Source organism: Bacteroides sp. AF32-8BH, from assembly GCF_003435205.1.
Lineage (GTDB): Bacteria > Bacteroidota > Bacteroidia > Bacteroidales > Bacteroidaceae > Bacteroides > Bacteroides ovatus.
Window position 1 is genome coordinate 1 of the sequence record NZ_QVLZ01000035.1, and the last position, 13,250, is coordinate 13,250.

11 protein-coding genes are annotated in these 13,250 nt (G+C 41.9%); 5 read left to right on the forward strand and 6 right to left on the reverse strand.

Annotated elements, in window-relative coordinates; translation table 11 throughout:
• Window positions 1–64 precede the first annotated feature (64 nt).
• Complete coding sequence (locus tag DWZ47_RS21435) at window positions 65–607, forward strand: nitroreductase family protein (protein ID WP_117514619.1); 543 nt, start codon at window positions 65–67, stop codon at window positions 605–607.
• A gap of 122 nt (window positions 608–729) precedes the next feature.
• Here the strand turns inward: DWZ47_RS21435 and gcvP are convergent, their stop codons facing one another.
• The 6 genes from gcvP to DWZ47_RS21465 all read right to left on the reverse strand — a co-directional run bounded on the left by gcvP (window position 730) and on the right by DWZ47_RS21465 (window position 7,498).
• The gene (gcvP, locus tag DWZ47_RS21440) at window positions 730–3,579 is read right to left on the reverse strand and encodes an aminomethyl-transferring glycine dehydrogenase (RefSeq protein ID WP_117514621.1); all 2,850 of its coding nucleotides are present in this window, start codon (window positions 3,577–3,579) and stop codon (window positions 730–732) included.
• 115 nt (window positions 3,580–3,694) lie between these two features.
• Window positions 3,695–4,333, reverse strand: coding sequence for an MBL fold metallo-hydrolase (locus DWZ47_RS21445; RefSeq protein ID WP_004311627.1), 639 nt, complete (start codon window positions 4,331–4,333; stop codon window positions 3,695–3,697).
• Between the two features lie 43 nt (window positions 4,334–4,376).
• Window positions 4,377–4,997 carry a 16S rRNA (guanine(527)-N(7))-methyltransferase RsmG gene (rsmG, locus tag DWZ47_RS21450; protein WP_004300406.1) on the reverse strand — a complete coding sequence of 207 codons (621 nt, stop codon included), beginning with the start codon at window positions 4,995–4,997 and terminating at the stop codon, window positions 4,377–4,379.
• 113 nt (window positions 4,998–5,110) lie between these two features.
• Window positions 5,111–5,962, reverse strand: coding sequence for an RsiV family protein (locus DWZ47_RS21455; protein ID WP_004306299.1), 852 nt, complete (start codon window positions 5,960–5,962; stop codon window positions 5,111–5,113).
• 144 nt (window positions 5,963–6,106) lie between these two features.
• Window positions 6,107–6,340 carry a YecH family metal-binding protein gene (locus DWZ47_RS21460; protein ID WP_004306297.1) on the reverse strand — a complete coding sequence of 78 codons (234 nt, stop codon included), beginning with the start codon at window positions 6,338–6,340 and terminating at the stop codon, window positions 6,107–6,109.
• 72 nt (window positions 6,341–6,412) lie between these two features.
• Window positions 6,413–7,498 (reverse strand): metallophosphoesterase, encoded by a 1,086-nt coding sequence (locus DWZ47_RS21465; protein ID WP_004306295.1) that lies wholly within the window; start codon window positions 7,496–7,498, stop codon window positions 6,413–6,415.
• Between the two features lie 197 nt (window positions 7,499–7,695).
• Here DWZ47_RS21465 and DWZ47_RS21470 point away from each other — a divergent pair, with 197 nt between their 5' ends.
• The 4 genes from DWZ47_RS21470 to DWZ47_RS21485 all read left to right on the forward strand — a co-directional run bounded on the left by DWZ47_RS21470 (window position 7,696) and on the right by DWZ47_RS21485 (window position 13,125).
• Complete coding sequence (locus tag DWZ47_RS21470; protein WP_117514677.1) at window positions 7,696–8,094, forward strand: hypothetical protein; 399 nt, start codon at window positions 7,696–7,698, stop codon at window positions 8,092–8,094.
• A 124-nt stretch (window positions 8,095–8,218) separates the two neighbouring features.
• Window positions 8,219–10,441 carry a TonB-dependent receptor gene (locus tag DWZ47_RS21475; RefSeq protein WP_117514623.1) on the forward strand — a complete coding sequence of 741 codons (2,223 nt, stop codon included), beginning with the start codon at window positions 8,219–8,221 and terminating at the stop codon, window positions 10,439–10,441.
• 52 nt (window positions 10,442–10,493) lie between these two features.
• The gene (locus tag DWZ47_RS21480; protein ID WP_117514625.1) at window positions 10,494–10,817 is read left to right on the forward strand and encodes a heavy-metal-associated domain-containing protein; all 324 of its coding nucleotides are present in this window, start codon (window positions 10,494–10,496) and stop codon (window positions 10,815–10,817) included.
• A 97-nt stretch (window positions 10,818–10,914) separates the two neighbouring features.
• Window positions 10,915–13,125 (forward strand): heavy metal translocating P-type ATPase, encoded by a 2,211-nt coding sequence (locus DWZ47_RS21485; protein ID WP_117514627.1) that lies wholly within the window; start codon window positions 10,915–10,917, stop codon window positions 13,123–13,125.
• Window positions 13,126–13,250: the final 125 nt, after the last annotated feature.

The following is a 13,250-nucleotide window of genomic DNA, read 5'->3' on the forward strand; positions in this document are numbered from 1 at the left end:
AAGAAGACAGTTGAAATAAAAAAGAGATTACCACCAAATTTGACGAAGAACCGTTTTAGAGAACATTAAAGCACGCCGTAGCGTACGGGCTTATACTGGCCAGCAAGTTTCAGAAGAGGATTTGCAGGCTATTTTGGAAGCTGCAACTTATGCACCAAGTGGAATGCATCTGGAAACATGGCATTTTACAGCTATTCAAAATATGGATAAGTTGACAGAACTGAATGAACGGATTAAAGGGGCTTTTGCAAAAAGCGATGATTCTCGTTTGCAGGAACGTGGGCATAGTAAGACTTATTGTTGCTATTATCATGCTCCGACTTTAGTGATTGTATCTAATGAGCCTACTCAATGGTGGGCTGGTATGGATTGTGCTTGTGCCATAGAAAATATGTTCTTGGCTGCCCAGTCTTTAGGTATCGGCTCTTGTTGGATCAATCAGTTGGGGACAACATGTGATGATCCGGAGGTTCGTGAATTTATTACTGCTTTAGGTGTTCCTGCCAATCATAAAGTCTACGGTTGTGTAGCTTTAGGTTATCCTGATTCGAAGATTCCAATGAAAGAGAAAAAGGTAAAGGTTAATACAATAACTATCGTTAGATAGAATACAGCCTCTTGTCTGATAAAAATAATTCCGGGACTTAACGTATGTGAGTCCCGGAATTATTTTGTGAGGTGATTTTTTAAGAGACAGTGCTCTAGAAATCTCTTTGGATAGACCTCTTTTTACTCGAAAGTACCATAGCGAGTGGGTAGTAGCTTACGGTCTCCCAAGGTGTTATCTACGCGAGCTACATTTATCCAGAATTTATTATCACGTACACTTTCTATAGGATAAGCTGCTTTCTCGCGTGTATATGAGTGCTCCCAACGATCACTTACAATTTCATATTCTGGATGAGGAGCATTAATCAATACATTATCATCTTTATCCGCTTCGCCATTTTTCACTTCTTGAATTTCTTTCCAGATATTCAGCATGACATCTACGAAATTGTCTAGTTCTGCCAGACTTTCACTTTCTGTTGGTTCAATCATCAACGTACCGTGGACGGGGAAGGAGAGGGTAGGAGCATGATAACCGTAATCCATCAGGCGTTTGGCAATATCATTCTCCGAGATTCCTGCTTCTTCATGTACTTTCCGGCATTCCAGAATCATTTCGTGCCCTACGAAACCGTTGGCTCCCCGATAAACAACTCCATACGTATCTTTCAGACAAGTAGCCAGATAATTAGCGTTCAGGATCGCAATTTTAGTTGCCTGTGTCAGTCCTTCTGCACCCATCATGCGGATATATCCGTATGTGATAGGCAGAATACCTGCACTGCCGAATGGAGCTGCCGATACTTGATTTTGTGAATTGCCGAAGATTCCGTGTCCGGGAAGGAAAGGAACCAAATGTTCGGCTACGCAGATAGGACCGACTCCCGGACCTCCGCCACCATGAGGGGAAGCGAATGTTTTATGAAGATTCAAGTGACAGACATCTGCACCGATGAATCCCGGATTGGTTAATCCTACCTGTGCATTCATGTTGGCTCCGTCCATATATACTTGTGCACCACAGGCGTGAATGATGTCGCAAATCTCTTTTATCTCGGTCTCGAAGATACCATGTGTAGAAGGATAAGTAATCATCAGTGCAGCCAATTCATCTTTATTTTCTTCAGCTTTTACACGTAGGTCAGCCATTTCTACATTCCCCTGCTCGTCGCATGCACAGGTAACAGTTACGAAGCCTGCCTGTATAGCAGACGCAGGATTTGTTCCGTGAGCCGAAGCTGGAATCAAGACTTTGTTACGGTGTCCCTGACCGATACTTTCGAGATAGGCGCGAATCACACGAAGGCCTGCATATTCTCCTGCAGCACCCGAATTGGGTTGTAGGCTGACCCCTGCAAACCCGGTGATAATTTTCAAATCTTCACTTAGGTTCTTAATTAATTCACGATAACCTTCTGCTTGGTCTTCCGGAACCAGCGGGTGCATACCTATAAACTCGGGACGGCTTAAAGGCAACATTTCTGCGGCTGCATTCAGCTTCATTGTACATGAACCGAGGGAAATCATGGATTGTGCAAGAGAAATATCTTTGCGGTCCAGACGTTTGATGTAACGCATCATCTCTGTTTCCGTGTGATACTTGCTGAATACTTCATGTGTCAGGAAAGGAGTTGTACGTTTTAAATCCTTGTCGATGTTGCTTCTTTCCGGAATGTCGTCTACTTTCTGGTAATCTTTTCCGGCGGCAATGGCAAAAATCGAGAGCAACACATTGGCAGCTGCCACATCTGTTGTTTCGTCAATGCTGAAACCAACATTGCCATTTTCATAATAGCGCAGATTAACTTCTTTGGTAAGTGCTATCGTGCGGATTTGCTGTGCCGAAACGTGTTCGGGCAATTCGAAACGTAAGGTGTCAAAGTATTGAGCGTTGACTTGTGTATATCCGCATTTCTTTAATTGCTTTTCAAGAAATACAGTAATGCTGTGTATACGTGATGCAATTGTAGTGATACCCTCCTGACCGTGATAAACGGCGTAAAAGCCTGCCATAGTAGCTAATAATGCTTGTGCAGTACAGATATTTGAAGTTGCTTTTTCCCGTTTGATATGTTGTTCACGTGTCTGTAAAGCCATGCGGTAGCAGAGTTTGCCATATTTGTCTTTAGACCATCCGATGATTCGTCCCGGCATATTCCGCTTGTATTCGTCTTTGGTAGCAAAGAAAGCAGCCGATGGACCGCCATAGAACATTGGGGTACCCAAGCGTTGTGTGGTTCCGAATACAATATCTGCTCCCCATTCTCCCGGAGGAGTTAGCAGGGCGAGACTTAAAATATCAGCGGCAACAGCTACTTTGCAGTCTGCGGCATGTGCTTTTTCGGTAAATTCAGAATAGTCCTCTACGTTTCCATGTGAGTTCGGATATTGCAGAATACAGGCAAACACTTCCGGTGAAGGTTCAAAATCTTTATATTTACCTACACGTAGTTCGATGCCTTGAGGTACGGCACGTGTAGTCATGACAGCTAATGTCTGCGGAAAAATATTCTCGTCTACGAAGACTACGTTCGCATTGGCTTTCTGTTGCGCGCGGGAGCGTAAGGCATACATCATGCTTACGGCTTCGGCGGCGGCAGTTGCTTCGTCCAGAAGTGAGCAGTTGGCGAGTGGCATGGCAGTAAGATCACATACGGCTGTCTGGAAATTCATCAATGCTTCCAGACGTCCTTGCGATACCTCTGTCTGGTACGGAGTGTAAGAAGTATACCATACCGGGTTTTCAAATACATTCCGCTGGATAACAGCCGGGGTGATCGTGTTGTAACATCCCAAACCGATATATGTGGTATATAGTTTGTTTTTAGCTGCCAGTTCAGCGATGTGTTTTCCAAATTCGTATTCCGTCAGCGGACTAGTCAATGCAAGCGGCTCTTTCAGCCGTATATTGGCGGGAATTGTCTGATTAATCAGTTCGTCCAGTGAGTTCACGCCAATTTTGCGGAGCATTATGGCTGTATCTTGTTCATTGATGCCGATGTGACGGCTAGCTAACAAATCGGTTTTCATAATAATCAAGTATTAAAGTATCGAGTATGAAGTATCAAGTATTAAGTATTACTGTAGTTAATGGGCGATTTGCCTTGTTAATACCTAATACTTGATGCTTGATACTTATTTTTTATTATCTAAAAAATGGGTTTTCAGCTTTCTCCATTCCGATAGTCGTGGGAGCTCCATGTCCCGGATAAACGACTGTTTCGTTGGGAAGAACAAATAAACGGCTGCAAATATGCTCTATCAGTTCATCGAAGTTGCCTCCTGTGAGATCAGCGCGGCCGATGCTACCTTGGAACAGAACGTCACCAGAGAACATGCAGTTGTCTTCTTTGCAATAGTACACCAAACTGCCGGGTGAATGTCCGGGTACGTGTATTGCTTCCAGTTTGGTATGTCCGAAAGTGATGATATCTCCGTCGTGCAGGTATTTGCCCAGTGGTACAGGTTCTTCCTGCAACTGAAAACCAAACATTCTGCTTTGTTTCGGTGCTTCGTCAATCCAATACTCGTCTGCTTTGTTTGCTTCTGCCGATAACCCGAATTCTTTCAGCATGAACGGATTTCCGAAGATATGATCCAGGTGTAAATGAGTATTCAGCAGATGCTTTACATTCAGTTCATTGGTAAGAATGAACTTTTTCAGTGCCTGCTTTTCTTCTTCATAGAAACAGCCCGGATCAATTACGACTGCTTCTTTAGTGTCATCCCATAATACGTAGCAATTTACGGGAAACATATTAAATTCAAATCTTTTTATTTTCATGGTTTCTCTATGATTTATCATCTATCAGAACATATAGTCTTGTTTAAATCGGAACATATACCACTTTTTTTGTTTTAAAGAACTCTTCCTCGAAGTTGTCGCTCAAGCTATGAATGACCGTTTTATGTTTGAACGGCATTGTTTCATGCTCCAGTTCACCGCCTTTGAGACAGATAAGTCCGTTGGGCAATGCATTCTGTTGTTTCGAAGAGATATTCTTTTTAATAATCTTAATCAAATCCGCCAAAGGCATTACGGCACGGCTGACAACAAAGTCGAACGTTCGTTTCTCCTCTTCTGCACGGGCATGGCGGAAAGTCACATTTTTCAGTCCGATGGCATTTGCCACTTCGGTTGCTACACGTACTTTTTTGCCGATACTGTCTACGAGGTGGAATTTTACCTCGGGAAACAGGATTGCTAAAGGAATGCCGGGAAAACCTCCTCCTGTACCCAAGTCCATGATGCTGGTTCCGGGGCGGAATTGGATGACTTTGGCAATGCCTAATGAATGGAGCACGTGATGCTCATATAAATTCTCAATGTCCTTGCGGGAGATAACGTTGATTTTTGAATTCCAGTCAGTGTAGAGGTCGTATAGAGCTGCAAATTGTTTGCGCTGCTCTTCCGTCAGATCAGGAAAATATTTCAGTATGATTTCCACTGTTTGAATTTTGAATTATAAGTTTTGAATGATAGATGTGGATGAATATCCTATTCTGTCACATGGAAGTGATAACAACAGGATATTCATTGGTGTTCAGCTTTTTATGATTTTTAATTTTTCAGTTCTCCTAGAATCGGGTTACTGCCTAATAGATGTTCCATCATAGCAAATGGGATTGTTACCTTTACAGGTCCCATAGAATAAGGAGTGATATCGTATACATTATAATAGAAGGTGACTCCTTCTTTGCTTAGGTAGAAATTCTCTGTCGGAGTGATGTCACCGGTTGAAGCATATCCCATGTCTTCCAATGCTTCGTGAGTGGTCACTTTGTTATCTGCCATGAGCTGATTCCAGATCAGGTCGGTCAAGGCGTCTTTGTAGTCTCCGACAAAAATATCATCGAGGCGGAGCGGACGCATCAGGGTGAGGTCCATATTTAAATAAGTTGCCATGTAAATTCCATGTGCACCTCCGGTATATTCGTTATAGTCGATGCGATATACAAGTAGATCTTTATCATACAGTTGCACATGGCTTTCTATACCTTTATAATAAGAATACCAGGCACCGATGGAAGATTCGTCTTCCTTGTCTTTCTCATCTTCGGTATACATAGGCTCGAGATCGCGACGGTATTCGCTGATATAATTCTCGGTATATTGCTTTACAACTTCTTCCGGTTTTTCGCCGATGTATTTATCTCCGAAACAAGCCGAAATGAAATAAGTATTCAGACTGTCTTTCAGCATATCATCCGATGATTTTATCGGATAAGCAAAATTAATAATAATATTGCAGGCCGGTTTGGCTGTATCATTGAAGAGGTGAGCTGTCTTATTCACTTGAATGCTATCAAACTGTAACGCACCTGTGTTTTTGTTCATCTTGTCATGACAAGAAAACAAAAAGCCGCTTACCGAAAGTATAATTGCAAGCAGACTGACATATTGTTTTTTCATACCCGTTTTTTCTGTAAATTCAACATTTATTTTATCATTCACTATTGACAAATATAGATGAAATTCGTGAATCGGGCTAATAAAAACAGAAAAAAATGCAGCTATTTATCCCCAAAAATGGGATTGGCGGATATTATCCGCCAATCAATGCTTGCAAACTTTAGTGATATCTACTGTGAATCCATCTTCAGCAGGCATAAATTTCCCTTTCATTTTCAGAAATTCGATAAGGGTATCTACATCCATGTTTTCTGCCGAGCAAGCATAAAAACGTTGCTGTGAGCCAAACTTCTTAATGATTGCTTCCCGCAATGATGATTCCGAGTAGCTATTTCCTTCCATCATGTGGAGGACTTCATGAGCATGTAATTGTTCCATAATCTTTTTTCTGCAAAGATAGGGCAGAGATTGCTTGGAAACTGTAACATATGTGACAAAACTGCATAATATTCATTGAAAATTGAAAATAACCATTTCACTATGCGTTCCTATTCTGAAGGGTGGTCCCCAAAGAGACAATCCGGAAGATACATACACGTGACTGTTTCCCCATTGGCGATAACCGTGGCTTTGCTCGAAGATATAATCGGTCACCCAATTAATAGGCCATATTTGTCCGTGGTGTGTATGCCCACTGAATTGCAGGTCGATGCCGGCAGCTTCCGTTTTTTCCAAATCAAAAGGTTGATGATCCAATAAAATGATAGGTTTGCTTTTATCGATATTCACCATTAACTCTTGCAGGGAATGACGCTTGCGGTTATGACGGTCATCACGTCCTATCAGTTGTATGCCGTTGGGAAGTGTAACTACTGAATCGCGCAATAATTGTATTTGAGTGCTTTTAATATATCGGATACTTTCATCGATACCGCTAATGTATTCGTGATTGCCGAGAACCATATAGATACCCATAGGAGCTTTCAAGTTAGCTAATTCTTCCGCCATATTCTCTGTATAAAGAGGTACGACGCTATTATCAATCAAGTCACCACTAATCAGTATCAGGTCGGGATGCTGCGCATTTATCATTTCCACATATTTTTTTAATGCAGCTTTCCCTGTACCATTTCCCAAGTGAACATCGCTGATTGCGACGATTTTAATTGCTTGGGGAGTATCTTCATATCGTTTATTGGTTAAAATGCTGACTACATTGGTTTCCGGGTGATGATAGTTATATACCCCACATCCCAGCAATCCCAACGTGAACACTAAAGACAGATAGAACCTATATTTGTAGACAACTTTGAATAATTTCAAGATATCAAACAAAAGCAAGAATAATGCCATGTATAGAGTAAATATCAACCAACTTGTTCCAATGGTGTACATTGAATGGGAGATAAAGACAGGCATCTCAAGGTTACGAGTTAGCATCGTGCCGAAAAAGGATAAAGCACATATCCAGAATAAAACGGTCAGGAATATTTTTACTCCGAGAGATTTAACTTTCAGAGCTTGCTTTGCTCTGATAAATATGTAGGCATTACCTGCCAGATAAAGAGTGATAATGATGAGTAAATATGTAAGCATAGCGTTTACTTAAAAATCAGAGAATTTATTGGGGCAAAGATAGGTTTTATTGTTGAGTAAAAAGAGTTAAATAGTGCTGATATGACTCTAAAATAGCCAAATAAAGGAAAGAGAATGAATCTGTAACGGATTGATTGAATCTTAATTACGAAAAAATATAGGAAAATCTGTTTTTATTCTTATCTTTGTCCTCTGAAATGAAAAGACTAGCCTACATAACAGCACTTATCCTTTCTCTCCTGATTATCTATTCAGGAGGTGGAGTCTCCATTGTGCGTTATTGCTGTGCCCGTTGTGAAACAGTGCAGAGTTGTTGTGATACAGGCTGTCCGAAGTGTAAAAAGGCCCATACTTGTGATTCAAAAAAAGGTTGTAAAGATAAAGGTTGTACAGCTACTATCTATAAGCTCGATTTGATGAAACATACTACTGAACTGACAATATCAACTTTAGTAGTCGATCTTTCGTGTGAGCATTTTTGCTATCTGTTGACTCCGACCTATGCGGATAAACCGGTAGAATATGATAGTCTGACTTCTCCGCCACCTCTCTGTTCGAGGCAGAAGCTGGCGCTATATTCCACTTATATTATTTAGCCACTATTTCTTTCTTATTTATTACTTTGCTTTCTATTGAATATGGAAGTAAAGCGGAACTGAATGCAACTAAGTTGCATGAGAAATGAATTAATTTTGTATCTCGAAAGTAACTTTAGAAAGAATGAAATATATGATAATAGGACTGTTCCTGTTATTTGCCGGTAATCTATATGCGCAAGTACGGGGAACGGTAAAAGATAGTACGGGGGAGGCTATTCCAGGTGCAAATGTATTCTGGATGAATACAGGACAAGGAGTGACAACTAAGGAAGATGGTAGTTTTTCTATTGCAAAACCTTCCAAAAGCCACATGTTAATAATTAGTTTTATTGGTTTCCAGAATGATACCATTCATGTGAGCAGCAAAAATCAGCAGTTGGATATTGTGCTTCGTGATGGAGTGGAATTGAATGAGGTGAATATTGTCACTCGCAAACTGGGGACGATGAAATTACGCAGTAGCGTGATGAATGAAGATATGATAAGCAGTGCTGAATTGAGTAGAGCTGCTTGTTGTAATCTAGGTGAAAGTTTTGTGACCAATCCTTCGGTAGATGTGAGCTATTCTGATGCAGCAACAGGGGCCAAGCAGATTAAATTGTTGGGACTGTCTGGCACTTATGTGCAGATGTTGACGGAAAACATTCCGAATTATCGTGGGGCAGCTTCTCCTTATGGATTAGGTTATGTTCCCGGTCCGTGGATGCAGAGTATACAAGTTTCCAAGGGAACATCTTCAGTAAAGAATGGTTATGAAGCCATCACAGGACAGATTAACGTGGAATTTAAGAAGCCGCAGTTGCCGGAAGCCGACTGGGTATCTGCCAATCTTTTTGCAAGCACTACCAACCGGTATGAAGCCAATGCAGATGCTACATTAAAAATTTCCAAACGATGGAGTACTTCTCTGCTAGCACATTATGAAAATGAGACCAAAGCTCATGATGGTAATGATGACGGATTTGTGGATATTCCTCAAGTAGAGCAGTATAATGTGTGGAACCGATGGGCATATATGGGCGACCATTATGTTTTTCAGGCAGGTATCAAAGCTCTTTCCGAAACACGTACCAGCGGACAGGCCAATCATGGAGGGGCAATACACTCCGGTGATTTATATAAAGTGGGGATTGATACAGAACGTTATGAATTCTTCACCAAGAATGCTTACATATTTAATAAGGAGAAGAATACGAATCTGGCTTTGATTCTTTCCACTACTTTGCACAAACAGGATGCTACGTATGGACGCAAACTGTATAATGTGGATCAAACAAACGTTTATGCTTCGCTGATGTTTGAAACGGAATTTAATCCGCAGAACAGTTTTTCTGCAGGATTAAGTTTCAATTATGACGCCTACGACCAGCATTATCGTTTGGAAAATAATACGGATAATCCTCTCAAAGCCTTTGAAAAGGAAGCTGTTCCCGGTGCATACGTGCAATATACATTGAACCTGAATGATAAATGGATGGTAATGGCGGGGTTGCGTGGGGATTATAGCAACGAACATGGTTTCTTTGTGACTCCGCGTGCACATCTTAAATACAATCCGAATGATTATGTGAACTTCCGTCTTTCTGCCGGAAAAGGGTATCGTACCAATCATGTGCTGGCAGAAAACAATTATCTCCTTTCCAGTAGTCGGAAGGTAGAAATTGCTAAAAATCTGGATATGGAAGAAGCATGGAATTATGGTGCCAGTGTATCTACTTATATTCCTGTATTCGGCAAAACGCTGAATGTAAATGCGGAATACTATTACACGGATTTCTTGAAACAAGTAATAGTGGATATGGATAGCAACCCTCATGAAGTGGCTTTCTATAATTTGAATGGACGTTCTTACTCGCATGTATTCCAGGTGGAAGCAAGTTATCCTTTCTTCAAAGGATTTACCTTGACAGGAGCTTACCGACTTACGGATGCAAAAACAACTTACAAGGGGGTGCGAATGGAGAAACCTCTAACTAGCAAATACAAAGGCTTGCTCACTGCTTCTTACCAGACTCCACTGGGGATTTGGCAGTTTGATGCAACACTGCAACTGAATGGTGGAGGTAGAATGCCTACTCCTTATGAATTGGGAGATGGACAGTTGTCCTGGGAACGTCGTTATGGTAGTTTTGAGCAGTTGAGCTTACAGGTGACACGTTACTTCCGCCGCTGGTCTATCTATGTAGGAGGCGAGAATCTGACCAATTTCAAACAAAAGAATCCGATTATTGATGCGGCAAATCCTTGGGGAAGCAACTTTGATTCCACTATGATATGGGGACCGGTACACGGGGCAAAAGGATATATCGGAATACGTTTTAATTTAGCTAGGAATGGTGAGTAGAGAAACGATCGCATAGAAAATAAAGAATACTAATTTTAAACTGATAAGAAAAATGAGAACAAAAAGATGGATGGCCACTTGCGTGGTGGCTCTTTTGAGTGTAACAGCTGTATTGGCAAAAGATATTCGTGTAGTCGTATTCAAAGTGTCCCAGATGCATTGTGAGAAATGCGAAAAGAAAGTAAAGGACAATATGCGTTTTGAAAAAGGATTGAAGGATATTGCGACCGAAGTAAAAACTAAAATGGTGACTATCACGTATGATGCTGAAAAAACGAATGTAAAGAACTTGCGAGCAGGATTTAACAAGTTCAATTATGAAGCTGAATTTGTAAAAGAAACAAAGAAAGACGATCAGAAGACTGATAAGAAGTAATTGAACAAATACCTGTATTAGCTTGTTTCTATAAACAAACAATGGTTCTTCCCCGACTCCTTTCCGGGAGGAAGGGAAGACCATAAATAATAATTATATGGGTAACACAATAAAAAAGGCATTTCCTGTGCTTAATATGCATTGTGCAGGATGTGCCAATAATGTAGAAAAAACAGTGAAAAAATTACCGGGAGTCGTTGAAGCTTCCGTTAATTTTGCTACCAATACGTTGACCGTTTCTTATGAGAAAGATCAGTTGACTCCAGGAGAAATCCGTGCGGCTGTGCTTGCGGCAGGTTATGATTTGATTGTGGAAGAAGCTCACAAAGAAGAACGCCGGGAAGAGGAACGGCATAAGCGTTACACTCGTTTGAAGTGGAAGGTGATTGGTGCGTGGATTTTGGTAGTACCGTTATTGGTATATTCCATGATACTGATGCATGTGCCATATTCTAATGAGATTCAAATGGTACTTGCTATCCCTGTTATGGTCTTTTTCGGAGGTGGTTTCTTCACCGGAGCCTGGAAACAGGCTAAATTAGGACGGAGTAATATGGATACTTTGGTTGCGCTTAGTACTTCCATTGCTTTTCTGTTCAGTCTGTTCAACGCTTTCTTTCCCGAATTCTGGTATGACCGCGGATTGGAACCGCATGTCTATTATGAGGCTTCTGCGGTTATTATCGCTTTTGTTCTTACCGGAAAGTTGATGGAGGAACGTGCCAAAGGAAATACCTCAACAGCCATTCGTAAGTTGATGGGAATGCAGCCTAAAGCGGCTCGCGTTCTGCGCAATGGAGTGGAGGAGGAGATCTTGATTGAAAAACTCCAGGTAGGTGATTTGGTGGTTGTACGCCCGGGAGAGCAAATACCTGTGGACGGTCAGCTTTCCGAAGGCGACTCGTATGTCGATGAGAGTATGATTAGCGGTGAGCCGGTTCCGATAGAAAAGAAGAAAGGTGATAAAGTATTGGCAGGAACGATCAACCAGCGTGGTTCATTTATCATTCGTGCCGCACAGGTAGGCAGTGAAACCGTGCTTGCCCGTATTATCGCTATGGTGCAGGAAGCACAGGGCAGCAAAGCTCCCGTGCAACGCATTGTCGATCGTATTACGGGGATTTTTGTACCTGTCGTGTTAGGCATTGCCATTCTGACATTTGTATTGTGGGTTACCATTGGTGGTAGTGAATATATCTCTTATGGTATTTTGTCGGCTGTTTCTGTTCTTGTCATTGCTTGTCCATGTGCTTTGGGGCTTGCTACACCTACTGCGTTGATGGTGGGTATAGGTAAAGCTGCCAGCCAGCATATTCTGATTAAAGATGCAGTGGCTTTGGAACAAATGCGCAAAGTAGATGTCGTTGTTCTGGATAAAACGGGAACACTGACTGAAGGACATCCTACAGCTACCGGATGGTTATGGGCGCAGTCGCAGGAACCATATTTCAAAGATGTACTTTTAGCTGCGGAAATGAAATCGGAGCATCCGCTTGCCGGCGTTATTGTCTCTGCGCTTCAGGACGAGGAAAAAATAAAACCTGCCGCGTTGGATAGCTTTGAAAGCATTACGGGAAAAGGAATTAAAGCCTCGTATGAGGGACATACTTACTGGGTAGGCAGTCATAAACTCCTGAAAGATTTCAGTGCGACAGTAAGCGATGTGATGGCTGAAATGCTGGTTCACTATGAATCGGACGGTAACGGCATCATTTACTTTGGACGTGAAAATGAGTTGTTGGCTATCATTGCTGTTTCCGACCCGATAAAGGCTACTTCTGCCGAAGCAGTGAAGGAACTGAAACGTCAAGAGATTGACATCTGTATGCTGACGGGTGACGGGCAACGGACTGCACTAGCCGTTTCTTCCCGTTTAGGAATCGAACGTTTTGTTGCCGACGCTCTACCAGACGATAAGGCCGAATTTGTACGTGAGCTTCAAATGCAGGGAAAGAAGGTTGCGATGGTGGGCGATGGTATCAATGATTCGCAGGCACTGGCATTGGCTGACGTCAGCATTGCCATGGGAAAAGGAACTGATATTGCTATGGACGTGGCTATGGTGACTTTGATGACATCGGATTTGTTGCTGCTTCCTAAAGCCTTCCAGTTGTCAAAGCAGACGGTCAAACTGATTCATCAGAATCTTTTCTGGGCGTTTATTTACAACCTGATCGGTATTCCTATTGCTGCCGGTATCTTGTTCCCTCTGAATGGTTTGTTATTGAATCCGATGCTGGCAAGTGCCGCAATGGCGTTCTCCAGTGTGAGCGTAGTGCTCAATTCGTTGAGCTTGGGAAGAAAATGAGAAATGAACTATAAAAAGACAGGAACCTGTAAGCTGTAAACGATGAATGGCTAGCTGTCATTTATGAACAGCGAACTGTAAATAATAGACGGTGAATACTTTGCGGATAATGCGCAATTTATTCA

Bases quoted from the DNA above. Each gene is read 5' to 3' on its own strand.
- gcvP (WP_117514621.1), bottom strand. From the start codon at position 3,579: ATGAAAACCGATTTGTTAGCTAGCCGTCACATCGGCATCAATGAACAA.
- DWZ47_RS21445 (WP_004311627.1), bottom strand. From the start codon at position 4,333: ATGAAAATAAAAAGATTTGAATTTAATATGTTTCCCGTAAATTGCTAC.
- DWZ47_RS21455 (WP_004306299.1), bottom strand. From the start codon at position 5,962: ATGAAAAAACAATATGTCAGTCTGCTTGCAATTATACTTTCGGTAAGC.
- DWZ47_RS21460 (WP_004306297.1), bottom strand. From the start codon at position 6,340: ATGGAACAATTACATGCTCATGAAGTCCTCCACATGATGGAAGGAAAT.
- DWZ47_RS21465 (WP_004306295.1), bottom strand. From the start codon at position 7,498: ATGCTTACATATTTACTCATCATTATCACTCTTTATCTGGCAGGTAAT.
- DWZ47_RS21470 (WP_117514677.1), top strand. From the start codon at position 7,696: ATGAAAAGACTAGCCTACATAACAGCACTTATCCTTTCTCTCCTGATT.
- DWZ47_RS21475 (WP_117514623.1), top strand. From the start codon at position 8,219: ATGAAATATATGATAATAGGACTGTTCCTGTTATTTGCCGGTAATCTA.
- DWZ47_RS21480 (WP_117514625.1), top strand. From the start codon at position 10,494: ATGAGAACAAAAAGATGGATGGCCACTTGCGTGGTGGCTCTTTTGAGT.
- DWZ47_RS21485 (WP_117514627.1), top strand. From the start codon at position 10,915: ATGGGTAACACAATAAAAAAGGCATTTCCTGTGCTTAATATGCATTGT.